Origin of the sequence: Actinoplanes sp. NPDC051851 (assembly GCF_040681165.1) — a bacterium.
GTDB lineage: Bacteria > Actinomycetota > Actinomycetes > Mycobacteriales > Micromonosporaceae > Actinoplanes.
Genome location: NZ_JBFAYF010000002.1, coordinates 103,129 through 127,567, shown reverse-complemented (window position 1 = coordinate 127,567; position 24,439 = coordinate 103,129). Strand labels below are relative to the sequence as shown.

The window sequence follows — 24,439 nt, the reverse complement described above, 5'->3', positions numbered from 1 at the left end:
GTCGTGAATCTGCCACCGTCGCGCCGGGCGGAGCCAGTCGTGACCGGCGCGCTCGAGCCCGGCGCGAGGATCACGCGAGGAGCCATGTCCAGGATCGACGTACCAGACGACCATTGGGAGGCATGGGATGAAAGCGACACAGGGCACGGTCGACGGGCTGTCCACCGCACGCCTGAGCACGATGTACCGGCAGGCCAAGGTGCTGCACAGCGCGGTCGAGCTGGGCGTCTTCGACGCGCTGACCGACGGGCCGGCCAGCGAGGCACAGGTGCGCGAGCGGCTGGGGCTGCACCCCCGTTTCTCCCGAGCCTTCCTGGACGCCCTCACGGCACTGGGTCTGCTCGAGCTGGCCGACGGCCAGTATGCGAACGCCACGGTCGCCACCGAGTACCTCGTCGAAGGCGGCGGCACGTACCTCGGTGGCGCGGTCCGGACCGCCAGCCGCCGGCACTACCAGACGTGGGGGCGGCTGACCGAGGCGCTGCAGGACGGCCTGCCGAAGGCGCCCGGCCGGGGTGGCCCGAACGCGTTCCGGGATCTGTACGCCAATCTGGACGACGCCCGCAACTTCCTCAAGCACATGGACTCGATCAACGGGTTCGTCGGGCCGGCCCTGGCCGACTCCGTCGACTGGAGCAAGTACTCGTCGTTCACCGACGTCGGCGGCGCCCGCGGCAACATCGCGGCCCAGATCGTCCGGCGTGCCCCGCACCTGCGCGGAGCGGTGTTCGAGCTCCCGGAGATCGAGCCGCTGTTCCACGAGTACATGGACCAGCTGGGCACCGCGGACCGGATCGACTTCCACGGGGGCGACTTCTTCACCGACCCGCTGCCCGGCACCGACGTACTGATCTTCGGTCACGTCCTGCACGACTGGTCCGCTGAGGAGCGTCAGATTCTTCTCAACCGGGCGTACGAGGCGCTGCCGTCCGGCGGCGCGGTGGTGGTCTACGATCAAATGATCGATGAGGCCCAACCTGATCTCTACAGCTCGCTCGCCAGCCTGAACGTGGCGCTGATGACGGCGCACGGGGCGGAGTACCCGATCGAGGAATGCCGTGCCATGGCTGAGAAAGCCGGCTTCGTGGTGACCAGCGGCCACCGCATCCCAACGGTCGGGAACGACTACGTCCTGCTTGCCGAGAAGCCGTAGCCGAGGCGGGCCACCACCGCGGGAAGGGTGTACGCCGGAAGTGGATCAGAAAACGCCGTCCCGGGAAGCCATTGCCATCTCACCCGCCGGGTGGCGTCTGCGGACGGCCGTGGTCGGGCTGTTGGCGGGCATGCTTCTGGCGGCCCTCGACCAGACCGCGGTGGCGACCGCGCTCCGCACGATCGTCGCCGATCTCGACCCGGCGCACGGCATCACCCGGATGTCCTGGATCGTGACCGCGTACGTGCTGGCGGCCGCCGCGACCACGCCGCTGTACGGCCGCCTGTCCGACATGTTCGGCAGGCGGCCGTGCTACACCGCGGGCATGACACTGTTCCTGGCCGGTTCACTGGCGGCCGGGCTGGCGCAGAGCCTCGATCAGCTCATCGCGGCCCGTGCCGTGCAGGGCGCCGGGGCCGGCGGCCTGATCGGGCTCTCCTTCGCGGTCGTCGCCGATCTGGCGCCCGGCCGCAGCCGTGGCCGCTATCAGGGCTACTTCGGAGCGGTCTTCGCGGTGGGCAGCGTCGCCGGCCCCCTGCTGGGCGGCTTCCTGGCTCAGCAACAGCCCTGGCCGGGCGACTTCGCCTCCTGGCGGTGGGTGTTCCTTCTCAACCTGCCGCTGGGGCTGGTCGGTCTGGCCATGGCACTGCCCGCGATGAGCCGGCCGAGCCGGAAGCGGTCCGGCGCCCGGGTCGACGTCGCGGGGGCGCTCCTGCTGGTGGGCGGAGTATGCACCGCGCTGCTGGTGGCGGAGTGGGGCGGGCAGCGGTACCGGTGGACGGACCGGCCGCTGCTCGCGACGGCGACGACGGCGGCGGTCCTGCTGGTGACGTTCGTGCTGTGGGAGCGCCACCTGGCCCGGCGGGCCGACGCCCGGCCGGACCGTCCGATTGCGCCGCTGCTGCAGTTGCGACTCCTCGGCCGGCCGGTGCTGCGACTGGCCGTTCCGGTCGCCGCCATCGTCGGCGCCACCACGTTCGGGGCGATCGTCTACATCTCGCTCTACCTGCAGGTCGAAAACGGTCTGGATCCGATCACCGCAGGCCTGCACCTGGTGCCGATGATGGCCGGTGTGCTGCTCGGATCGACCGGCTCCGGCTCGGTGATCTCCCGCTTCGGCCGATACGAGTTCTTCCCGGTCGCCGGCACCTGCCTGGCGGCGATCGGCCTGACGCTGCTGGGCTCGCTGCCGGCGCACAGTTCAGCGGTCGGCCTCAGCGTCGACATCTTCCTTCTCGGTCTCGGCCTGGGCCTGGTCACCCAGGTGCTGGTGCTCGCGGTGCAGAACTCGTCCGGTCCCGAACAGCTCGGCGCAGCGACCGCGACCGTGACGTTCTTCCGGCAGCTCGGCGGCGCCTTCGGCGCGTCACTGTTCGGAGCCGTGCTTGCGGCCCGGCTGGCCGGCGCGTCGGCTCTGGTGGAGGACCCGGCCCGGCTCCGCGAGCTGAGTCCCGCCGCCGCACGGGCCGCCGCCGGGGAGTTCGCGGACGCCGCGCACGCCGTCTTCCTCACCGCCGCCGCGCTGATGGCCTTCGCCTTCGTGCTGTCCGTCCGCCTGCTGGTGCTGCTGCGCCGCGCCGGCGCGACCGCCGGACAGCCCCGCCAAGCAGGCTGACCTGCGAGTTCTAGCAACGATTTAGCCTGATGCGAGGGCCCGCTGTAAGTCTGGGTCGGAGCCGGCACACGGCCGGCGAGCGCACTTCCAGGGGGCTTCATGACGGCAGAACTCAGGTCGCCGGCAGTGTTGGTGGTGGGCGCCGGGCCGGTCGGGTTGACCGCCGCGCACGAGCTGTTGCGCCGCGGCGTCCCGGTGCGGTTGATCGACGCGAAGGCCGGGCCGGCCTCCACCAGCCGGGCTCTGGCTACGCACGCGCGCACGCTGGAGACGTACGACCACATGGGGTTGCTCGATCGGTTGATTCCGCGCGGGCGTCGGGTGCAGGCGTTCACGCTGCACCAGAACGGCAGCGTGCTGACCCGGCTCGGCACCGACTACAGCCACCTGCCGACCCGGTTCCCGTTCACCGTGATGATCGATCAGGTGATCACCGAGGAGGTGCTGCGGCAGGCGGTCGTCGATCTCGGCGGCCACATCGAGTGGGGGGTACGGCTGGAGGCCCTGACCCCGGGGGCGGACGAGGTCGGGGTACGCCTGCGGCAAGCCGACGGAACCGTCGAGGATCTGACCGTTCCGTGGCTCGTCGGCTGCGACGGCGGGCACAGCACCGTCCGTAAGCAGTTGGACATCCCCCTGCTCGGCGACTCCAGCGAGACGTGGCTGATCGCGGACGCCACGGTCGACACCGACCTCCCGCAGAACAGCATCCACTGGGTACGCACCCGGCGCGGCACGGCGATGATGGTGCCGTTCCCGGAGCCGCGCCGCTGGCGCCTGCTGGACACCGTGGACGCCGACCACGCCGACGACCCGGACGCGGTCGGACGGCGTTTCGCGGCGAAGCTGACCGCCGGTCTGGGGCACCAGGTGCGGGTGGCGACGCCGACCTGGGTCTCGGTCTTCACCATCCAGCAGCGGATGATCCCGCAGATGCGCGTCGGACGGTGTTTCGTCGCCGGCGACGCGGCGCACGTGCACAGCCCCGCCTCCGGTCAGGGCATGAACACCGGCATCCAGGACGCGTTCAACCTGGGGTGGAAGCTGAGCATGGTGATCCGCGGCGAGGCCGGCGACGACCTGCTGGACAGCTATCCGGCCGAGCGCGTGCCGATCGGGCGCACGCTGCTGGCCTCGACCCGCAAGGCGACCGCCGCCGTACAGCTGAAGAACCCGGTCCTCGGCACGGTGCTGCCGTTCGCCGTCCGCCTGATGAACCATCTGCCGCCGCTGCGGCGCAAGATCCAGCGGAAGATCATGGGTGAGATGTCCGCGCTGGCGGTCGCGTACCCGGACAGCCCGCTGACCGCCGACGTACCGGACGACACTGTGCCGCGTCCCGGTGAGCGGCTGGCCCGGGTCACCGCGCAGGACGAGGACGAGCCCGGATGGCGCGCGCTCCTCGCCGAGCTGCGCGACCCTCGCTGGTCGCTGCTGATCGCCGCGGACGACGCGGGGCTGGACGAGATCGCGGCCGACCGTGCGGCGTGGCTGTCGGTGCGCGCCGTCACCGACCGGCTGCCTGCTGCGCACCGGCGCGGACCGTCTGGCCGGCACCCCGCAGTACTTCACCGACTTCGTCGGGCTGGACGCCTCGGGCACGCACTGTCTGCTCGACCTCGGCATCCGGGTGATCGGCACGGACGCGTTCAGCCTGGACGCGCCGTTCACCCACATCATCGAAAAGTACCGGCGAACCGGCGACCGCGCCGACCTCTGGCCGGCACACATGGCCGGCCGGGAGCGGGAGTTCTGCCAGGTGGAACGGCTCGCCAACCTCGACTCGCTACCCCGGCCGCACGGTTTCACGGTGTCCTGCCCACCGGTCAAGGTGATCGGGGCGGGCGCCGGCTGGACCCGCGCCATCGCACTGTTCGAAGAGTCCTGACGAGACCGTGAGCGCCGCGCCCGGCTCGGGCCGCGCCCTCGCCTCGTACCCCCGGATGTCAATCGCGAGATCCAGGGACTGACCGTGTCTCCCGACAGCGACAGGGCCTGCATCGCAAGATACAGGCCCTGCGGCGTGCCGACATCATCATCTAGTCGTGGCTCCGGCCGAGCCTACTGACCGCGACGACGCGAGAGAACCATCGTCCTGTGCGACATCAACGAAGATTCGTACCGATGGTCCCCGCCCCGAAGTCGAAGCCCTTCAACACCCGGAAGCAACCCCCAGAGGCAAGGGACGAAAGCAACGCCCGGGGGGCAAGGGGCGCAAGCAACGCCCGGGGGGCAAGGGGCGCAGCCCCAGGCGCGCAACCATCCCGCAAGCGCAAGAATTCGCAACGCGGGGTTTCAGGGGGCTCGGCCCCCTGAGCAGACATGACGAGGGACCCCGGTTCGCGCTTTCCGCGAACACAGGGTCCCGTCACTCGTGGGCGATACTGGGATCGAACCAGTGACCTCTTCCGTGTCAAGGAAGCGCGCTCCCGCTGCGCCAATCGCCCGCATACGAACTGCGAGGTGGAGACGGGATTTGAACCCGTGTACACGGCTTTGCAGGCCGTTGCCTCGCCTCTCGGCCACTCCACCGAGCCGGCCGATGCCACGTGTAACCGCAACAGCCTCTCCGAGCGGACGACGGGATTCGAACCCGCGACCCTCACCTTGGCAAGGTGATGCGCTACCACTGCGCCACGTCCGCATGTTGCCCGGTTTCCCCGGCGACGAGAGAAACCTTAGCTGGTGCTCCGGCGGATACCAAAAACGGGGTGGTGGAAACCGGGCCGAGCTGGGGAAATGATCATGCGCCGAGGATGGCGGCATAGAGGCGGTGCACCCCGGAGACGTCGCCGACCGAGAGGCGGACCCGCTGGCCGATCTCGGCCTTCTCCTCCAGCGGGGTGATGGTCTCGGTGCCGTCGGCGCTGAACGCCGTACGCGGGTAGTGCATGATCGAGCCGTAGTCGTAGCCGGCCACGTCGTCGCCGTCGGTGATGTGCTGGTCGAAGTTGTGCTCCATGCCGGGCTCGATGCTGGCCCAGTTGACCCGGACGAACATGTCCCGGTCCTCGCGGCTCTGCTCGTGCCAGAGGCCGACCGCGTGGCCGATCTCGTGGATGGCGTTGCCGGTGGTGCAGGCCTCGCCGAGGCTGATCGTCTGGGCACCGGCGCCCTGCATCCCGACGAAGGACCAGCAGCCGCCCTCGTCGGCGAACCGGACGTGGTTGGCGTGCCGCTCGTCGCGCGGGGTGAACCGGATCCGGGTGTTCGCCTCCCAGTGGGCGATCGCCTCGCGGACGCGCTGCTGATCCGGCAGCGCCGGGTCGATCTCGTACGGGATGAGGGCGCTGGGCCAGCGGAAACGGGTGCCGCTGATGCCGATGGCGGAGGCGACGTCGCCGGCGGCCGCCTGCTCGCGGGCCTCGGCGCGCTGCCGGTCGAGCTCGTCGAGGGTGCCGAGGACGATGTCCCCCTCGAAGATCGCCAGGCCGCCGATCTCGCTGTAGACGACCGGACGGGGGCGGAACGTGACGCCGGAGATCATCGCACTGCCGCGAGGGCCACCGCGGAACTCACCCTGTGCCATGAGAGCCAGCGTGGCCAGCGGGCCGAGACCCCCGCGCGCCTCGGTCCGAGATCTGACACACGAAAGCCACCGCTCAGGCGGGATCCTCCCCGAGCAGGCGGCGGACCTCGGCGAGCAGCTCGGTCTGGAATGCCACCACGCTCCCGTCCGCCACCCCGATCCGGTAGTCCGAGCCGGTGTCCGGGTGATCGGCGGCCTCGGCGGACCGCAGTCCGGCCGCACCGTCGGCGTGACCGGCGGCGTACGCGAGCAGTGCATCGTCCATGGGTACCTCCTCCAACACGGCCGATAATCTTTCACGCTCCGTAATCACGGGCCACCGGCCGTTCCGGCGAGAGATGTGCATCATCGGACGGCCCGGAGCCGCACCCGGGTGTAACCGCGCAGCACGAAAGTAGGCCGTTGCGGTGGCTCCTCCGCGAGTTCGAGGCCGGGGAAACGGCCGAGGAGGGCGGCGAGCGCGGCGCGCATCTCCACCCGGGCCAGCGGCGCGCCGAGGCAGAAGTGCAGTCCGGCGCCGAAACCGACGTGCGGATTGGGGTCGCGGCCCGCGTCGAAGGCGCCCGGAGCTGCGAAGACGTCCGGGTCACGGTTCGCCGCGCCGAACAGGGCGGCCACCTCGGAACCGGCGGGCACGGTCACCCCGCCGATCGTCACCTCGGCCGCGGCCGTCCGGGCGAAGAGGTGCAGCGGTGGGTCGTACCGGATCATCTCCTCGATCGTGGTGGCGATCAGCGCGCGGTCCGCACGCAGCCGGGCCATCTGTTCCGGATGCCGCAGCAACGCCACCATGCCGTTACCCAGAGTGTTGACGGACGCCTCGTGGCCGGCGTTGAGCAGCAGGATCGCCGACGCGACCAGCTCCTCGCCGGAGAGCCGGTCGGTGCCGTCGCGGGCCGCGACCAGGTGCGAGATCAGGTCGTCGCGCGGCGCGTCCCGGCGCACGGCCGCGAGGTGGTCCAGGTAGGCGGCGAACTCCCGGCAGGCGTCCAGTGCGGCCTCCTCGGCTTCCCGGGTACGCGTCACCTCGTACATCCGGACGATCGCCGCCGACCACGGCCGCAACCGGTGCCGATCGGCTTCCGGAACGCCGAGGAGCTCCGCGATCACGGTGACCGCGAGGGGTTCCGCCACCTCCGCGAGCAGGTCGAACTCCCCCTCCAGGCCGGCGAGGAGCGCCGCGGCCGAGGTCTCGATCGCCGGGCCGAGCCGTTCCACGTGGCCCCGGCCGAACGCCTGCGCCACCAGCGAGCGCAGCCGGGTGTGCACCGGCGGCTCGTTCTCCATCATCTGGTTCCGGTGCAGCGTGTTGAACGGCTCCCAGACACAGGCCGGCTCCCGGTCCACCCAGAACCGCCCGAGCCGCCGGTCCCGCAGCACCGCGTTGACCTCGGCGTGCCCGGCGGCCAGGAACCGCCCGGTGCCCTCGTGCCAGCCGATAGGCGCCCGTTCGCGCAGCTCACCGAGGGCCGGGTACGGGTCCGCCACGAACCCGGGGTCCGCGAAATCGATCTCCATCCGCGGAAACTACTACCCGGGTGTTGCGGATATCCGACACCCCGGCACTCCGGGGTGTCTCACGCGCCGCGAGACACCCCGGAGGCGGCCGAGAGCCGTCAGGTGCGGGGACGGGCCGGGACAGCCGGGCCGCGGCTCCACCAGAGGGAGAGGCCGACGCCGCTGAAGGCGAGCATCGCGCCCAGCAGCAGGAACCAGACGCTGATCTCGACCTTCTCCTTGTGCAGGCCGATCTCGCTGGGCAGGTCGGTGAGCACGCCGACGAGCTGGTCCGCGTCCTCGGCCTTGAAGTACTTCCCGCCGGTCAGGTCGGCCACCTGGGTCAGTGCGTCCTCGTCGATCTCCTGGGTACGGCCACGGCCGCCGCCACCCCCGCCACCGCCGCCGAAACCACCGCCGCCGGACTGGAAGGAGTCCCCGCTGACCTGGTCGGCGGTGCAGACCATCTGGGCCGGTTCGGTGGTGCCGAATCCGATCGTGAAGACCCGCAGGCGGCGGGCCGCGGCCTGCTCAGCCGCCGTGACCGGGTCGACGCCGGTCGTGTTCGAGCCGTCGGTGAGGACCACGATCGTGTCGGGTTCGTAGCCCAGGGACGGGTCGGCGGCCGTGCCGGTGGCCGAGTCGCCCAGGTCGACACCGGTCGCGGCGACGTCCGGGTTCATCTCGGCGATGGCGTCGATCGAGGTGAGGATCGCCTGGCCGATGGCCGTACCCCGGGAGGTCTTCAAGGTGTCGATGGCGTCGAGCAGCTGGTCCTTGTCGGTGGTCGGCGGGACCAGCAGGCCGGCGATGCCGGAGAAGGCGACCAGGCCGATCTTCGTGCCGTCGCCCTGTTTCTCGACGAACTCGCGGGCCGCGTCGATCGCCGCGGCGAGCCGGTTGGGTTCGACGTCGGTGCTGCACATCGAGCCGGAGACGTCGATGGCGAGCAGGATCGACGTGTTGTTCGACGGCACCGAGACGGTGGCCTGCGGGCGGGCCAGGCCACCGGCGAGCGCGATCATCCCGGCCAGTAGGAGGTAGACCGGGATCCTGCGGCGCCAGGCGGTACGCCCCGGGAGCGCCGCCCGGATCAGTGCCACGCTGGAGACGGTGACCGCGGACCGTTTGCGGCGCCGGTTCAGCCACCAGCGGGCCACCAGCAGCAACGGGACGGCCAGGACTGCCGCCAGTGCCCACGGCCAGCTGAAAGACATCAGACGATCCTTCCGTGCCAGCGGGTACCGAGCAGGCCACCGAGGGTCAGCAGGAGCAGGGCCGCCCCGGCGAATCCGGCGGTCAGCTCGATCGGCTCCTTCTTCGTGGTGAGGCGCAGGTCGATCGACTCGGTGGTGCTGTTCAGCGTGTCGGCGTCACCGGCCGCCTGGTACGACCCGCCGGTGACCTGCGCGACCTCGGTCAGCAGGGACTCGTCGAGCGCCGTGTTCAGCTGGTACCCGTCGACCTCGACGGTGGCGCCCTTGGCGGTGCCGACGCCGACGGTCTGGATGCGGACGCCCGCGGCGGCGGCCAGTTCGGCCGCGGCCTCCGCGTCGGGGCCACCGGTGTTCTCGCCGTCGGAGAAGACCACGATCGTGGCGGACGGCCAGTACCCGAGGTCGCCGGTGTCGGCGGTCTGGCCGTCCTCGGGGAGGCTGACCGGTTTGCCGGTGATGGTGCCGAGCCCGACCAGGATGGCCTGGCCCAGCGAGGTGCCGCCGCTGGCCTTGACCCGGTTGATCGCCGCGGTGGCCAGGCTGTGGTCGTCGGTCGGAGCCTGGGTGAGCAGGGCCTGGTCGCCGAAGACGAGCACGCCCACGTCGACCGTGTCGGGCTGCTCGTCGACGAACCGGCTCGCCGCGGTCTGGGCCGCCTCGAGCCGGGTCGGGGTGACGTCGGTGGCCGCCATGCTGTTCGAGATGTCGAAGGCGAGCAGCACGGTGCCGGAGACCCGGGGCACGGCCAGCTCGGCCTGCGGGCGGGCCAGCCCGATCAGCAGGACCGGCAGGGCCGCGAGCAGTAACCCGTACGGCAGATGCCGCCGCAGGCCCCCGCCGACGAGCGTGCCGAAGCCGGTCGCCTTGAGGGCCGCGGTCCGGCGCCGCTGCAGGGCGACGTAGCCCATGACCGCGGCGCCGGTGAGCAGCACGGCGACCGCGAGCACGATGGGATAGGTGAAGGTCACCGGCGCCCCCGTCCGGAACGGCGGACCATCTCGACCAGCACGGCCATCAGGTCCTGATCGGTGGTGATCCGGTGCGCGTCGACGCCGGCCTTGCGCATCTGTTCGGAGAGCCGGTCCTCGCGGGCGCCGGCCTGCTCGGCGAGACGGCCGCGCAGCAGCGGATCGCTGGTGTCGACCAGCAGCTGCTCGCCGGTCTCCGCGTCCTCGACCAGGATCACGCCGAGGTCGGGCAGCTGGATCTCGGCCGGGTCGGCGACCCGGACCACCACCACCTCGTGCCGGTGGGTGAGCATGGCGAGCGGCCGGTCCCAGCCCGGGTCACCGATGAAGTCGGACATCACGAAGATCAGGCTGCGGCGTTTCGCGGTGGTGGTCGCGGCCAGTGTGAGCATGGCGGCCAGGTCGGTGGTGCGTACCGGAGCGTTCTTCTTCTGTTTCTTGGCCGCCGGCGTCTCACCGGGCGGCGGGCGCAGCAGCTCGTGGGTGATCCGGAGGATCTGGTCCCGGCCGGTCCGCGGCGGGATCACCTTCTGCACCGCGTTGTCGAAGAGGATCGCGCCGACCCGGTTGCCGCCCTTCGAGATCAGCCGGGCCAGGCTGACCGCGAGCTCGGTGGTGACCGAGTCCTTGCCCTCGTGGCCGCCGAACTTCATCGAGGCCGACTTGTCGACGACCAGCCAGGCGGTCATCTCACGGTCCTCGGTGTACTGCCGGACGAAGGGCTCGTCCATCCGCGCCGTGACGTTCCAGTCGATGTGCCGGACGTCGTCCTCCGGCGTGTACGCCCGCAGGTCGGAGAAGTCGATGCCGGAGCCGTGCCAGACCGTACGGTAGGCACCCTGCAGGCGCCCGTCGAGACGGCGGCCGATCCGCCACTCCAGGCGCCGCAGCAGCCGATCGGGGGTGCTGACCATGGGTCAGCGGCCCCGGCCGGCGGGCTCCGGGAAGGACAGGTTGGCCAGGATCTTCTGCAGGATCAGGTCGGCGGTGACCTCGTCGGAGAGCGCCTCGTAGGAGAGGACCATCCGGTGCCGGGTGACGTCCAGCACCAGGTCGGAGAGGTCCTCGGGCACCACGTACTCCCGGCCGCGGATGTACGCCAGGGCACGCGCCGCGAGCACCAGGCTGATCGAGGACCGCGGGCTGGCGCCGAACGTGATGTACCGGTTCAGCTCGCCGAGGCCGACCCGGGACGGATCGCGGCTGGCGTTGGCGAACTGCACCGCGAACTCGATCAGCGACGGGTCGACATAGACCTGGTCGGCCGCCTCCTGGAGTCCGATCAGCGTCTCCGGGTCGATGATCTTCTGAATCGCGGCGGCCTTCTGCAGCGCCCGTTCGACGACCACGAACTCCTCGGTGGGGGTCGGGTAGCCGATCACCACCTTCATCATGAAGCGGTCGACCTGGGCCTCGGGCAGCGGGTAGACGCCCTCGTTCTCGATCGGGTTCTGGGTCGCCATGACCAGGAACGGGTTCGGCAGCTTGTGCGTCTCACGGCCGATGGTGACCTGCCGCTCCTGCATCGTCTCGAGCAGCGCGCTCTGCACCTTGGCGGGCGCGCGGTTGATCTCGTCGGCGAGCAGCAGGTTGGTGAAGACCGGGCCGAGCTGCACCTGGAACTCGCCGGTGGGCTGGTGGTACACCCGGGTGCCGACGATGTCGGCGGGCACCAGGTCGGGGGTGAACTGGACCCGGTGGAAATCACCGCCGATGGCCTGCGCGAGCGACTTCACCGCCAGCGTCTTGGCCAGGCCGGGCACGCCCTCGACAAGGATGTGACCGCGGGCCAGCAGCGCCACGATCAGCCGCTCCAGCAGCACGTCCTGGCCCACGATGGTCTTCTTGACCTCGTAGAGCACCTTCTCGATCGGGCCGGCGGAGGCGGGCGGTGCGTCGGTCCAGGTCATGTGTCCGTCCTTGGTCATTGTTCGGTACGTCAGAGGGGCGGTTGCTGCCCGTCACCCTCGCCGCCGCCGCCGAGCGCGGCGCCGATCGGCACGGCGAACCCGATGCCGATGAAGGTGCCGGCGTCGGTCGGGTTGGCGAGCGCCACCACGATCCCGACCACCTGGCCCTGGTCGTTGATGAGCGGTCCGCCGGAGCTGCCCGGATTGACCGCCGCGTCGAACTGGATCAGCCCGGTGATGTCGTCCTGCTTCTCCCGGGTCAGCGACCGCTCCAGCCCGGAGACCACGCCGTCGGTGGTGGTCATGGTCAGCCCGAGCGGGTTGCCGAGCGCCACCACCTCGTCGCCCACCTCGACGCCGCCGCCGAGCGTGGCCGGGACCAGAGTCTCGGGCAGCTTCGCCGGGGTGATCGTGGCGATGTCCTGCTCCGGGTCCTGCGTGGCGACCTCGGCGGACGCGGTGGTCCCGTCGGTGTAGGTGACCTTGATGGTCTCGGCGCCGTCGATCACGTGGTTCGCGGTCATGATGGTGCCGTCCGCGTTCGCGATGACCCCGGTGCCGGTGCCCGCCTCGGCGGCGTTCTTCGCGTCGTGCCCGGTCGTCTGGATCAGCACGGTCGAGGGCAGGACGGTCTGATAGACCTCGTTCACCGTGAGGGGGCCCTCCGAGGCGGAGGGCGCGGCGGAGGGGCGGGTGGTCGCGGCCGGCGTCTCGCTGTCGCCGTCTCCGCGTACGGCCACGGCGTACGTGATCCCCAGCGCCCAGACCAGCACGGCACCGACGAGGACGCGTCGTCGCAGCTCAGGCGTGTTCCACCGGGCCCACCGGGAAATCGGCTCCTCCGGGGCGGAGGGCTCGGGAGACGCCTCCCCCTCCGGCCGGAGCACCGTCATCACGGCACGACCGCCACACTCAGCATTCTCCGACCCTAGAAGCGCTTTCTAAGAATTCCCCGTGAGTCTTCTAGTGATTTCCGGTACGCAACTTCGCCCAGTTGCCTAGAAACAGGTCAAAAGGCGCGGATGAATGTGACGTTCAGTGATCGCCCTATCGGCCCCGAGTGGCGGTTGATTAATAGCAGACCCTCAGAGATGCGACAGGGTCCACATAGCGGGGTCCGCCACGATTCCCTCAGCGATCACGAGGGAGCCAACCGATGAGCACGAACGAAGACACCCGGGTCTCCCCGGCAGTGTCCCCCGATACCCCAGACGCCTCCGCGGAGGAGCCCACCGCCACGTTGGCCTCCTCCCCTACCGACCTCTCCTCTTCCTCCCCCACCTCCTCCTCCCCCACCTCCTCCTCCCCCACCGACGTCGACGACCCGGACCCGACGGCACCGATCGAGACTTCGGCGGTGGAACCGGACCCGACCGCGCAGTTCGCCACGCCGGCCGCGACCCCGTCCGCCGCGCCGGAACCGACCGCGCAGTTCCCGGTCGCGCCGCAGCAGCCGATCCCGGTCGCGGGCAACGAGGTCGTGCTCGGCGGCGTGCCACCGCAGGGCGCCGAGACGGTCGCCACCCCGCCCGCATGGGCGGCACCCGGTCCCGTACTGGAGACCGCAAGCTCCCCGGCCGCGGCGATCCCAGGCACGCCGCCGGCCGGGGCGACCCCTCCGGGTGGGGGTGACGTCCCCGGTGCTCCCCCGGCGCCGTGGGCGCCGCCCCCGCCCGGTGCACCGAAGAAGCCCCGCAACCCGAAGATGGTGCTGATCGCCGCGATCGCCGCCACCGCCATCGCCAGCTCCGGCATCACCGCCGGCATCATGTCGGCCCTCGGCGGCAGCGACAGCAGCACCAGTCCCTCCGGCGGCCCGCCCGGCATGAGCCAGCAGCAGGGCGGCTCCGGCCAGGGCGGCTTCGGCGGCGGCGGTTTCGGCGGCGGCATGGGCCAGGGCGGCGGCGGCTTCGGCGGCCAGAACGGCCAGTCCGACAGCGGCACCACCGGTCAGTCCGACAGCGGCACCACGGGCCAGCAGCCCGGCGGCGGTTTCGGCAACGGCACGGACCAGCAGCAGGGCGGCACCCAGACCGCCCCGACCACGGCCCCGACCGGCACCGGCACCTGAACCCCTCCACCGACGAACGGTGCGCGCCCGCCCAGCGGCCGCGCACCGTTCCATGTCCTCGGCCAGGCCGAGATCAACGCACATGGCTAGGCTGTGAAGCACTCGGTGCGAGCGGTGAGAAAGCCATGAACAGAACCCTGACGGCAGCGGTTCACCAGGAAGAAGAGTGGTATGTCGCACGCTGCCTGGAACTCGACGTCGCCAGTCAGGGCGAGTCCCTGGACGAGGCAATGACCAACCTGCGCGAGGCCGTCGAACTCTACCTCGGCGAGGCCGCTCAGCCTCAGATCGAGGCCACTCCGTTCGTGACCTCGTTCCAGGTCGCCTCGGCCGCGTGAGCCCCGCGCTCGCCGACCTCCCTCTCCGCAGCCGGTCGCCCCAGCGCGTCATCGAATGCCCGCCAGGCCGCCTCGTCGAGCGAGAAGGCTCGCCGGTCGGCCAGCACGTCGGCTGCGGCATCGAGCGCACTGCCCACGACGGATTCCGGCACGCTCGCACCGACTGCCCGGCCGGCCGACTCCATCGGCGTCCGTTGTTCGGCGCTCACCCGCAACCCGGTCTTCACCACCTCTGTCTACACAATCCCCGCGCCACCGGAAAGCGGATTCGGACGGTGCCGGGCTTGCCGGCACCGTCCGAAGCGAGGGTGATCAGGCGGCGGCGGTGGCGACCTCCGTCAGGTAGGCCTCGGCGCTGGACGGGTCCAGGAGCCAGGACGCGAAGTCGTTGGGGTCGGCGAAACCGTTGGCGAAACGGCGGGCGACCGGGGGCAGGGACGCGGCAGCGCCGAGGATCTGCTGGATGTGGGGCGGGAGGGGCTGGAGCATGGCGTTGGTCCAGCCGGTGACGATCTCGCCGTGGGCGGACCAGAAGGTCTCGAACGTGGCGGTGGCCCACTCCGCGTCGAAGGGGCGGTCGCCGTGGTCGAGGATGGCGCGCAGGTAGTGGGCCGCGGCCTTCGCGGCGGTGTTGCTGCCCTGGCCGGTGATCGGGTCGTTGGCGATCAGGACGTCGCCGAGGCCGAGGACGAAACCGCCGCCGGGCAGGTGGGCGACCGGGTGGCGGACCGTCGGCGTGTAGCGGCCGCTGAGCGTGGCACGGGCGTCGGCGAGCTCGACCCCCGCGGTGCGCTCGTGGACCCAGGGCAGGTACTCCCGGGCCAGCTCCAGGGTGACGGCCAGGTGCTCGGCGGGGGTCGCGGACGGGCCGGACGCCCAGCGGTCCAGCGGGCCGCCCGGCACCGCCTCCCAGAAGAGCGCGTGGGCCGGGCCGCTGAGGGTGAGCAGCGGGATGACGAAGAGCTCGCCGAGGCCGGGTATCGCGTTGAACCCGACGTGCGTCTCCGGGAAGGCCGGGTCCGGGGCGAGCCCGTGGACGTAGGCGACGGCCAGGCCGCGCTGAGGTTCCGCGTACGGCGAGCGCGCCGCGTCCCGGGTGAAGAGGCCGGTCAGGTCGCCCTTGCCGGCCGCGACGACGACCAGGTCGTAGCGGCCCTCGGCGGTCCAGGTGTCCAGCTCGGCCGGGGTGACCGGCTGGTGGATCACCTCGATGCCCTGGTCCTGCGCGTCGGTGAGCCAGCGGGCGAACGCGATCCGCTGGTCGACGGAGCTGGCCGTCTCGTCGAGTTCGCCGTTGAGCGCCAGGGCGAGGGTGCCGGGCGGGGCGGCGAGGGAGAGGCGCAGGCCGCGGATCCCCGGCGCGCTCTCCGCCCAGTGGTCGAGGCCGTAGGCCCGCTCGGTGGCGAGCGCCGGGCCGAAGAGCACCTGGGTCGAGGTGATGCCGCCGGACCGGATCTCCTCCGCCGTCCGGGGCGAGGCGATGGTCACGTCGTAGCCCTCGGCGCGCAGACTCAGACCGAGTTGGAGACCGGCCTGACCGGCCCCGACAATAAGGATCTTGCGCAACGTTCCTCCCGTGGTGACTGTGCCGTTGCGATGGCGTTTCGAAAGCCGCTGATCCGAAGGATTAGTGTCGGTTGCCGCCCCCTTGCCACAGCCGACCAGACGCAAAAAGATCAGCGTCCATGCAGCGATGAACGTACATGCCAAGCGGGGGTTATGGCTATGAGCTACGGGTGTATCGCGTTAAGTGATCACGACAGACGCGCATTGTGTGCTGATTTTTCGGGCAAATTCCACCCCCCTTAGCGTACGTTAATGAAAATGAAATTCCCCCGCGACTTCATTCGATCTTGAAGTCACGGGGGAAGGGTGGAGAGCGAAATCGATCAGCCGTTCTCGCGCAGTCCGATCCGGGCGTGCAGGGCCCGCAGCGATCGCGGCGCCCACCAGTTCCACCGACCGGCCGCCCGCATGAAGGCCGGGACCAGCACCGGGCGGATCAGGAGCGCGTCCAGGATGATCGACAGGCTCGCGCAGAGACCGAAGAACTGGATCAGCGAGACCCCCGAGGTGAGCATCGCCAGGAACGAGACCGAGAGGATCGCCGCGGCCGCGCTGATCACCCGGACGCTGCGGGAGAGGCCGTCGACCACCGCGGTGTGCAGGTCGGCGCCCTGCTCATGGCGCTCGATGACCCGGGAGAGCACGAACACCTCGTAGTCCATCGACAGCCCGAACGCCACGCAGAAGAGCAGCACCGGGATGGCCACCGCGAGCGGCGCCCCGGTCTGCCCGAGCAGGCCCGACAGGTGGCCGTCCTGGAAGACCCAGACCGCCACGCCGAAGACCGAGCCCATCGTCAGGGTGTTCAACAGCAGCGCCTTGACCGGCAGCAGCACGCTCCCGGTCAGCAGGAAGAGCAGCACGAACGTGGTGCAGGCGATCAGCGCCAGGGCGAACGGCAACCGGTCACCGATCGAGCCGGTGATGTCCACCAACTGCGCCGGCGGACCGGTGACCAGCACCGGAACCCCGGCAGGCACCGGCACCGCACGCACCGCGCGGGCCAGCGCCGCACCCTCGCCGGAGTACGGCTCCACGTCGCTGACCACCGAGAGGTAGGTCGCGTCGCCCGCCGTGAACCGCGGGTCCGGCTTCCCGGTGGCCATCACGATCACACCGTCCTGGTACGACCCGACCATGCTGTCCACCCGGGTGACCCCGGGCAGGCGGGAGACCCGCGCGGCGTAGTCCGCCACCCGTACCGCGGCGTCCGGACCGCTACCCCACCGCGGGGCCACGATCACGGTGGCACCGCTGCCGGTGTCGGTGAACTCCCGGCGCACCGCGTCCGCGACCACCCGGCTCTCCGCGTCCCGGGGCAGCACCCGGTCGTCCGCCACCCCGAACTTGACGTGCGTGAACGGCGAGGCGAGCGCGAGCAGCACCAGCACCACCGGCAGCGCGGTCAGCACCGGGCGGCGCAGCACGAACGCGGCGAACCGGCGCCAGAACGCGACCGACCGCTCGCCGCCGGTGCCACCCGGGCGGCGCCGCCACAGCGACCACCTGTCGATCCGGTCGCCGATCAGCACCAGCAGCGCCGGGAGGACGAGCAGCGCCGCGGCGGCCGTGGTGATCACGACGGCGATCCCGGCGAACGCGAACGACCGGAGGAAGTACTGCGGGAAGACCAGCAGGCTGAGCAGCGCGACCGCCACGGTGGCCGCGCTGAACAGGATGGTCCGGCCCGCCGTGCGCATGGTCGCGTCCAGTGCCGCGCCCAGCCCGCCGGTCTCGGCGCGCTGCTCGCGGTACCGGGACACGAAGAGCAGGCTGTAGTCGACGGCGAGACCGAGCCCGAGCGCCGTCACCATGTTGACCGAGAAGATCGACACCTCGGTGATCGCCGCCAGCAGCCGCAGCGTGCCCAGCGTGGTGACGATCGCGAAGATGCCGATCAGCAGCGGCGCCCCGGCCGCCCACACCGTGCCGAAGACCAGCAGGAGCAGCACCAGCGTGATCGGGATGGCGATCGACTCGGCGGTGGCCAGGTCCTTGGTGACCTGGTCGTTCATGTCGTTGTTGATCTGGGTCAGGCCGCCGAACGAGACCCGGACCGGCCCGGAGTCGTCGGCCAGTTCGCGGTGCAGCGCCGCGGTCCGGTCGGCGGCCTGGTCCTCGTCGCCGTCCACCCGGGCCAGGATCATGCCCTTGTCCCGGGCCCGGTTCGCCAGCTGCGGCAGCCGGTCGGTCCAGTACGAGCCCGCGACGGTGATCCCGGTGGTGCTGTCCAGCCGCTGGATCACCCGCTGGGCGACGGTACGCGTGTCCGTGTCGTCGACCGTGCCACCCGGCTTCTCGATCAGGACGACGAGGTTCGGGTCGGCGGAGCGGAAGTGCTGGGCGAGCACGGCGCGGCCGCGTACCGAGTCCGAGGCCGGGTCGTCGAAGCCGCCCGTCTTCAGCGCGCTGACCACGTCGCCGCTGAACGCGATCGCCAGGACGGCCATCAGCAGGGCGGTGAGCAGCACGAGCTTCGGGAAGCGGGTGACGAGCCGTACGACCGCACCGGGCGCCGGCCCGGCCGCCACCAGGTGGTGACGGCCGGTCCGTACCGGGCGGGGTGTCACAGAGGTCATGTCAGGCGCAATCTGATCGGGCGCAGCCGCCGATCGGTCGGTGAGTCAGGCCGGCTGCGGGACGGCCGCCGTGTCCAGGTGCTTGGCGACCAGGCCGACGGTGGTCTCGATGTCCTTCGCGGTGTGCTCGGCGGTGATGAAGAACCGGAGGCGGGCGAGGCTCTCCTTGACCGCGGGGTAGAGGATCGGGTTGGCGCTCACCCCGTTGTTCAGCAGCGTGTCGGAGAGCCGCAGCGCCTTCACCGAGTCGCCGGTGATGCACGGGATGACCGGCGTCCCGCCGCTGGTCCCGGTGTCGATACCGGCCTCCTGGGCGAGCTTCAGGAAGCGCGCCGAGTTCGCGCGCAGGGCGGCCAGCCGCTGCGGCTCCTCGCGCAGCAGCCGGAGCGAGGTCAGGGCCGCGGCGGCGTTCGCCGGGCTCATGCCGGCGCTGAAGATGTAGCCCGGCAGCGTGTAGCGCAGGTACTCGATCAGCTCGGCCCGGCCGGCCACGTACCCACCGCAGCTCGCCAGCGACTTGGAGAGGGTGCCCATCCAGATGTCGACCTCGTTGCGGTCGACGCCGAAGTACTCGCCGACGCCGCCGCCGTGCTCGCCCAGCACGCCGATGCTGTGCGCCTCGTCGATCATCAGCAGCGCGCCGTGCTTCTTCTTCAGCGCGATCAGCGCCGGGACGTCGCAGATGTCACCGTCCATGCTGTACACGCCCTCGACCACGATCAGCACCCGGCGGTACCGGTCGCGGATCTGGCCGAGCAGCGCGTCCAGGGCGGTCAGGTCCTGGTGCGGGAAGGGCTGGCGGCTGGCCCCGGAGAGGCGGCAGCCCTGCAGGATGCTGTCGTGCGCGAGGGCGTCGTGCACGATCAGGTCGTCCGGGCCGACCACGTGGCCGATCACCCCGACGTTGGTGGCGTGCCCGCCGATCAGCGTGATCGCGTCCTCGGCACCGACCAGCCGGGCCAGTCCCCGGTCCAGCTCGTCGTGGAGCGGCCGGTTGCCGGAGAGGATGCGGGCGGCGGAGACCGAGGAGCCGTACCGGTCGACGGTCTCGCGGATCGCGGCGGCGACCGCGGGGTGACCGGAGAAGCCCAGGTAGTTGTAGCTGGAGAAGGAGATCAGCGAGCGGCCCTCGACCGAGGTGGTCCGGCCGATCACGCCCTCGTGGCGCAGGTAGTACGGGTTGCCCACCCGGACCCGCTCGAGGATCGCGCCGCGCCGCTCGAACTCCACCACCTCGGGCAGCCGGGCCACGTCGGTGACCTCGGGACGGCGTACGTCCAGGCGCGGCCCGGCGGGCAGCGACGGCGCGTGCGCCGGCTCCGGGGCCGGCAGGGCCCGCTCGGCCGCCGACTTGACCGGGACCGGCGCGCCGCCCAGGGCGGTCGCGATCACCCGGGCCAGGTCGCCGACGGTGGTGACGCCGAAGACGTCCTCGGCGCTCAACGGCAGCGCCGGCCAGCGGCGTTTGACCGCCGCGGTCAGCTCCGCGCTCATGATCGAGTCGAAGCCCAGGTCGGTGGCGAACGCGTGCCCGGCGCGGACCATGTCGGCCGGGTAGGCGCTGATCCGGCCCACCATCGCGCCGAGCTCCGCCACGACCTGGTCGGCGTCGACCGGCTGCGTCTTCTTCGGCTGGACCGGCTTCTGCTGGGCCGGCACCTGGGCACGGTGCGCGCCGGCCGGGCGTTCCGGCTCGGCGGGCCGCGGCCGGCTCTCCACGGCGGGCGACACGGGCGCGGTGGCCCCGGCGCCGGCCGGGCTCTCCTCCGGCTCCGCTCCCAGCGTACGCAGGATGGACAGTTGCTCACGCATCAGCGAGATCACGTCGTTCACGGGCGTCGGCACTCCGTTCTTGGTGGCTGCCCGCAGCACGGCTGGCTCCGGCGGGCGGGGCTGGTTCCCGGTGGCCTTCGTGACCGGCGCCTTTGCCGGCGGACGGCCGTCCCGGGAGGTACGGCGGATCGTGTAGCGCTGGGTGGCGAGCGGGGTGGGCGGCAGCGTCAGCAGCGGCACCCGCAGCCCGCCGAAGAGGGGCGTCAGGTCGACCGGCACACCGGCGACGGCGAGCCGGCCCAGCCCGTCGAGGAGCGCGTAGCCCTCGTCCGGCTCGGCGGGCATCAGCGCGATCGACTCCAGCCCGGTGGCCGACGGGGTCTGCGCGGCCATCCCGAGCAGGGCGTCCCCGGCGCAGACCTGGACCAGCAGGCGGGCGCCGGCGGCGACGGCGGCGTCCACCGCCTCGCGGAAGCGCACCGGCGCGGAGCCCTGGCGGGTCCACAGGTCGCGCAGGCTCTCCGGCTCCACCGGCGCGCCCGGGTCGACGCTGGAGACCAGGGCCCGGATCGGCGGGTAGATCGGCAGAGTGGCGGCGTACCGGCCGACGCGGAGGTCGACCTCGGCGAGCAGCGGCGAATGGAACGCGTGCGACACCCGCAGCGGCACGGCCGGCACGCCCCGGTCCCGGCAGCGCTCCAGCAGCTGATCGACGGCGGCCCGGTGACCGCTCGCGACGGTCTGCGCCGGGTGGTTGTAGCAGCCCGCCCAGACCCCGTCGAGACCCGCGGTCAGCTCGGCGAAGACGTCCGGGCCGGCCTTGATCGCGGCCATCGTCCCGGCCGGCGGCTCCGTGCCGGCGGTCACCGCGGCGCCCCGGTCGATCAGGAACTCCAGGCCGTCGCCGGGCCGCAGCGCGCCGGCCGCCACCGCGGCGACCAGCTCGCCGACGCTGTGCCCGAGGGTCACCTCCGGGTTCACCCCGCAGTCGGCGAGCAGCCGGGTCATCGAGATGCCCGCCACGCCGAGGCCGGGCTGGCAGATCCGGGTCGCCGCGACCTCCGCCTCGGCGTCCGGCCCGGGCTCCTCGCAGAGCAACTTGCTGACCGGCGCGCCGGTACGCTCGTCGACCCGTTCCGCGAGCGGCCGGGCGTACCGGGCCAGGGCCGGGAACCGGGCGACCAGGTCACGCAGCACGCCCGCGCGCAGCGAGCCCTGACCGGGGAAGAGGAACGCGAGACGGCGCTGCTCCTCGTCGAGCGGGGCGGCGCCCGCGTACATGCCGGGGCCCAGGCGCCCGAGCACCCCGGCGGCGAGCGCGCGGGCCGCCTCGGCCAGCCGCTCCGAGAGCTCCCCGCGGGTCCGGCACATCACCGAGAGCCGCGCGGTGAGCAGCCGGCGGCTGGCCATCGTGCGGGCCACCGCGGCGGGCACCATCGCGGGATCCTCGGCGACCAGGACCGCGAGACGGTCCGCGTACTCGGAAAGCAGTTCGACCGTGCCCGCGGAGAGAAGGACCACCCACGGCTTCTCCTCCGCGCACGGGTCGTTCTCGCTCAGCTCCCGGCTCTCCGGGGCCTCACTCAGCACCGCGTGCACGTTGGTCCCGCCGAAGCCGAACGAGCTGACCCCGGCGCGGCGGCGGTCGTCCGGCACCTCCGGGAGCTCGCGCGGCTCGGTGGCGATCGTCAGACCGGCCTCGGCCAGCGGCAGCTCCGGGTGCGACTCGAGACCCGGCTGCGGCGGCACGGTCCGGTGGTGCAGCGTGAGCGAGGCGCGCAGCACGCCCGCGGCGCCGGCGGCCGGCAGGGTGTGCCCGATCAGCGCCTTGCCGGAGGAGAGATAGCAGGGACGCCCGGTGTTCGCGCCGTCCGCGCGCAGCCGCCGGATCGCCTCCACCTCGACCCGGTCGCCGACCGTGGTCCCGGTGCCGTGCGCCTCCAGGAAGTCGATCGACCCCGGGAAGAGCCCCGCGTCCCGGTACGCGGCCCGCATCGCGTTCTCCTGGCCCTCGGCCATCGGGGTCATCGGCCCGGCGCCCTTGCCGTCGTTGGCGGTGCCGATCCCGTTGAGCACCGCGTAGATCCGGTCACCGGCCGCGACCGCGTCCTCCAGCGGGCGGAGCAGCGCGAGCGAACCGCCCTCACCCAGCACGAACCCGTCGGCCCGCGAGTCGAACGGCCGGCAGACCCCGTTCGGCGAGAGCGCGCCGACCCGGGAGAAGCCGACCAGCGCGGACGGGGTCAGGTTGACGTAGACGCCGCCGACCAGCGCCGAGGTGCACGATCCGGCGCGCAGGTGGTTGACCGCCTCGTGCAGCGCGACCAGCGCGGAGGAGCAGGCCGCGTCCACCGCGAACGACGGGCCGCCCAGGTCGAGGATCTCGCTGACCGTGCACGGCGCCATGTTGAGCAGCGAGCCCGCCATCGAGAAGGACTGCGGCGACTCGATCGCCGAGCCGGCCGCCTCGGCGATCGCGCTCAGCAGCTCCGGGTCGTTCGCGTTCGCCGAGAGCGAGCCGTCGGCCAGCATCGAGGCGATCAGCCGCGCACCGGTCATGTCCTTGTAGTCGGCCGAGCTCAGCCCCACGAAGACGCCGGTACCGGCCCGGTCGAACTCCCGGCGTTCCCAGCCCGCGTCCTGCACGGCCTCCCGGGCCAGGTCGACCAGCAGGCGGTGCTGCGGGTCCATCGCCTTGGCCCGGCGGGGCGGGATCCGGTGGTGCAGGGCCGCGAACTGATCCACGTCGTCCAGGAAGGCCACCCGGTCGGTGTACGTGGAGTGCGTGTCCCGGAAATCCTTCGAGAAAAATGTCTCGTGATTCCAGCGACTCGCCGGAACGGGCCTGAATTGCGGGGCTGCGGCCAGGGACTTCGTCCAGAACTCGACGACGTCGCGGGCGCCCGGAAAGCGGCATGAAAGGCCGACGATCGCAATATCCAATGAAGTTCCCCATGCTTGCGTGCCTTCGCGGAAAAACCGGAAAGCGGCCGGGAAAACGCGGGGTGAATCCGACGCTGGATCACCACGGAGTGCGCTTTCTGATCCAGACGTGACTGATGCCTGGATGCTGCGACGGATGCTACGCAGATCCTCGGCAGAAAACGGAACGACGCGGCGGCGCTCGCGTGATCTTATGGCCCAGGGTCACTCCAACGGGTGTATGCCCTTGTCACCCAAGCAGGTCAGACCGGGGCGACACGTCGGCAGCATGCGAGACACGGCCCTCCGCCATTCGCGTTTTCCGAGAGCCAATCACGTTCCCGGCACCCTTTCCGGCGACCGCCGGGAGCCCCTCTCTAAGGCAAAAGGTGCACCATCGCGGCCCGGACCCGCCCCGAGGCACCCCCGGGCCACCGGCACCAGACCCCGAAAAGGTCATCACCCACCCGTGCATGACGTACAGCCCGTACCGACCGGTCCGCGCGTGGCCGGCGAAATTTAATCGCTACCCATTCCAGGGCACCAGCAGAACGAATATCTCGATATCAGGAACACGGAAACCTAATCACAACGATCCGGTAACAACAGCGTCATGAGCCGCGTCCACTTCACCGCCGAATTAACCATTCCCAGCCAGGGCGGCGCGGCCGAAACGGGGAAGACACCCCGCCGGTTGCGGTTCCCCGATGAATATCTTTAAATCCACCCGATAGGGGCAAATATCATGTCCCCAGGTGTGTCGATTTTGGGAAAAACCGGCGGATCTCCTAGCTTTATGCGCCATGAAGCACACGACAAAGCGGTGGTTCGCTGCCGCCGCGGCCCTGGCCGGTCTAGCCACCGCCGCCATCGCCAGCCCGGCCGAGGCGACCCCCGCCCTCCGCCTGGAACGGCTCCACGCCACCGCGTACTACGGCACCCTGGACGTCATCGCCCGGGAGACCCTCGGCCTCAAGGCCCGGTTCATCACCATCACCGGCCGCCCGGTGCCGAACCTGATCATCACGTTCGTCACCACCGGCGAGCGTTTCCCGCTCTGCGAGGCCACCACGGACCTCAACGGTTACGCCGAGTGCAACAACGGCCCGGTCCCGCCGCCCATCTCCCTGGCCAACCTCCTGGTCAACGGCTACGACGCCACCTTCTGGGGCAACACCCGCTACGCCCCGGTCAGCGCCCACAACAACATCGGCATCGGCTGACCGACCCCCGGGCCGGTGATCCGGATCCCACACTCCCGATCACCGGCCCACCCACGCCCCTCTCACCCACCCTCATCA

The 24,439-nt window shown here is 71.3% G+C and carries 18 protein-coding genes, 3 tRNA genes and 1 pseudogene; 7 read left to right on the top strand and 15 right to left on the bottom strand.

The window, feature by feature from the left end; translation table 11 throughout:
* Positions 1-127 precede the first annotated feature (127 nt).
* The 4 genes and pseudogenes from AB0M08_RS03095 to AB0M08_RS03080 all read left to right on the top strand — a co-directional run bounded on the left by AB0M08_RS03095 (position 128) and on the right by AB0M08_RS03080 (position 4,656).
* Positions 128-1,153, top strand: coding sequence for a methyltransferase (locus tag AB0M08_RS03095; protein WP_364487468.1), 1,026 nt, complete (start codon positions 128-130; stop codon positions 1,151-1,153).
* 130 nt (positions 1,154-1,283) lie between these two features.
* Positions 1,284-2,768, top strand: coding sequence for an MFS transporter (locus tag AB0M08_RS03090; RefSeq protein ID WP_364488019.1), 1,485 nt, complete (start codon positions 1,284-1,286; stop codon positions 2,766-2,768).
* 99 nt (positions 2,769-2,867) lie between these two features.
* A pseudogene (locus tag AB0M08_RS03085) lies at positions 2,868-3,887 on the top strand (FAD-dependent oxidoreductase); the annotation flags it as partial.
* Positions 3,888-4,248: 361 nt separating this feature from the next.
* Entirely contained in the window at positions 4,249-4,656 is a 408-nt protein-coding gene (locus AB0M08_RS03080) for a cyclase family protein (RefSeq protein ID WP_364488016.1), read from the top strand.
* 487 nt (positions 4,657-5,143) lie between these two features.
* On the opposite strand, the gene AB0M08_RS03075 is transcribed toward AB0M08_RS03080, so the two are convergent.
* From AB0M08_RS03075 to AB0M08_RS03025, 11 genes are all read right to left on the bottom strand, one after another.
* Positions 5,144-5,215: transfer RNA gene (locus tag AB0M08_RS03075), tRNA-Val, on the bottom strand.
* A gap of 14 nt (positions 5,216-5,229) precedes the next feature.
* Positions 5,230-5,300 (bottom strand) — tRNA-Cys (locus AB0M08_RS03070).
* Positions 5,301-5,340: 40 nt separating this feature from the next.
* A tRNA-Gly gene (locus AB0M08_RS03065) sits at positions 5,341-5,412 on the bottom strand.
* Positions 5,413-5,511: 99 nt separating this feature from the next.
* Positions 5,512-6,297 (bottom strand): M12 family metallopeptidase, encoded by a 786-nt coding sequence (locus AB0M08_RS03060; RefSeq protein ID WP_364487465.1) that lies wholly within the window; start codon positions 6,295-6,297, stop codon positions 5,512-5,514.
* A 73-nt stretch (positions 6,298-6,370) separates the two neighbouring features.
* Positions 6,371-6,562: a hypothetical protein gene (locus AB0M08_RS03055; RefSeq protein WP_364487462.1), complete on the bottom strand. Its 192-nt coding sequence runs from the start codon at positions 6,560-6,562 to the stop codon at positions 6,371-6,373.
* An 80-nt stretch (positions 6,563-6,642) separates the two neighbouring features.
* Entirely contained in the window at positions 6,643-7,815 is a 1,173-nt protein-coding gene (locus AB0M08_RS03050) for a cytochrome P450 (protein ID WP_364487459.1), read from the bottom strand.
* A 98-nt stretch (positions 7,816-7,913) separates the two neighbouring features.
* Positions 7,914-9,011 carry a VWA domain-containing protein gene (locus AB0M08_RS03045; RefSeq protein WP_364487456.1) on the bottom strand — a complete coding sequence of 366 codons (1,098 nt, stop codon included), beginning with the start codon at positions 9,009-9,011 and terminating at the stop codon, positions 7,914-7,916.
* A complete protein-coding gene (locus tag AB0M08_RS03040) occupies positions 9,011-9,979 on the bottom strand; it encodes a VWA domain-containing protein (protein ID WP_364487453.1) in 969 nt (322 codons plus the stop codon). Before AB0M08_RS03040 ends, AB0M08_RS03045 begins: the two co-directional genes overlap by 1 nt.
* Entirely contained in the window at positions 9,976-10,893 is a 918-nt protein-coding gene (locus AB0M08_RS03035; protein WP_364487450.1) for a DUF58 domain-containing protein, read from the bottom strand. Before AB0M08_RS03035 ends, AB0M08_RS03040 begins: the two co-directional genes overlap by 4 nt.
* A 3-nt stretch (positions 10,894-10,896) precedes the next feature.
* Entirely contained in the window at positions 10,897-11,889 is a 993-nt protein-coding gene (locus tag AB0M08_RS03030) for a MoxR family ATPase (RefSeq protein ID WP_364487447.1), read from the bottom strand.
* A gap of 29 nt (positions 11,890-11,918) precedes the next feature.
* Complete coding sequence (locus AB0M08_RS03025) at positions 11,919-12,782, bottom strand: trypsin-like peptidase domain-containing protein (protein ID WP_364487444.1); 864 nt, start codon at positions 12,780-12,782, stop codon at positions 11,919-11,921.
* A 263-nt stretch (positions 12,783-13,045) separates the two neighbouring features.
* Between AB0M08_RS03025 and AB0M08_RS03020 the strand changes: the two genes are divergently transcribed.
* Both AB0M08_RS03020 and AB0M08_RS03015 read left to right on the top strand, forming a co-directional pair.
* Positions 13,046-13,960, top strand: a complete 915-nt coding sequence (locus AB0M08_RS03020) for a hypothetical protein (RefSeq protein WP_364487442.1) — start codon at positions 13,046-13,048, stop codon at positions 13,958-13,960.
* 125 nt (positions 13,961-14,085) lie between these two features.
* Positions 14,086-14,298, top strand: a complete 213-nt coding sequence (locus tag AB0M08_RS03015) for a type II toxin-antitoxin system HicB family antitoxin (RefSeq protein WP_364487439.1) — start codon at positions 14,086-14,088, stop codon at positions 14,296-14,298.
* Here the strand turns inward: AB0M08_RS03015 and AB0M08_RS03010 are convergent.
* The 4 genes from AB0M08_RS03010 to AB0M08_RS02995 all read right to left on the bottom strand — a co-directional run bounded on the left by AB0M08_RS03010 (position 14,244) and on the right by AB0M08_RS02995 (position 23,159).
* Positions 14,244-14,525: a DUF1778 domain-containing protein gene (locus AB0M08_RS03010; protein ID WP_364487436.1), complete on the bottom strand. Its 282-nt coding sequence runs from the start codon at positions 14,523-14,525 to the stop codon at positions 14,244-14,246. The two genes, AB0M08_RS03015 and AB0M08_RS03010, sit on opposite strands and share 55 nt — an antisense overlap.
* A gap of 85 nt (positions 14,526-14,610) precedes the next feature.
* Positions 14,611-15,864: a styrene monooxygenase/indole monooxygenase family protein gene (locus tag AB0M08_RS03005; protein ID WP_364487433.1), complete on the bottom strand. Its 1,254-nt coding sequence runs from the start codon at positions 15,862-15,864 to the stop codon at positions 14,611-14,613.
* Positions 15,865-16,187: 323 nt separating this feature from the next.
* Positions 16,188-18,443 (bottom strand): MMPL family transporter, encoded by a 2,256-nt coding sequence (locus AB0M08_RS03000; RefSeq protein ID WP_364487430.1) that lies wholly within the window; start codon positions 18,441-18,443, stop codon positions 16,188-16,190.
* A gap of 45 nt (positions 18,444-18,488) precedes the next feature.
* On the bottom strand, positions 18,489-23,159 hold the full coding sequence (locus AB0M08_RS02995) for an aminotransferase class I/II-fold pyridoxal phosphate-dependent enzyme (RefSeq protein ID WP_364487427.1): 4,671 nt from the start codon (positions 23,157-23,159) through the stop codon (positions 18,489-18,491).
* A 782-nt stretch (positions 23,160-23,941) separates the two neighbouring features.
* Here AB0M08_RS02995 and AB0M08_RS02990 point away from each other — a divergent pair.
* Positions 23,942-24,361, top strand: coding sequence for a hypothetical protein (locus AB0M08_RS02990; RefSeq protein ID WP_364487424.1), 420 nt, complete (start codon positions 23,942-23,944; stop codon positions 24,359-24,361).
* Positions 24,362-24,439: the final 78 nt, after the last annotated feature.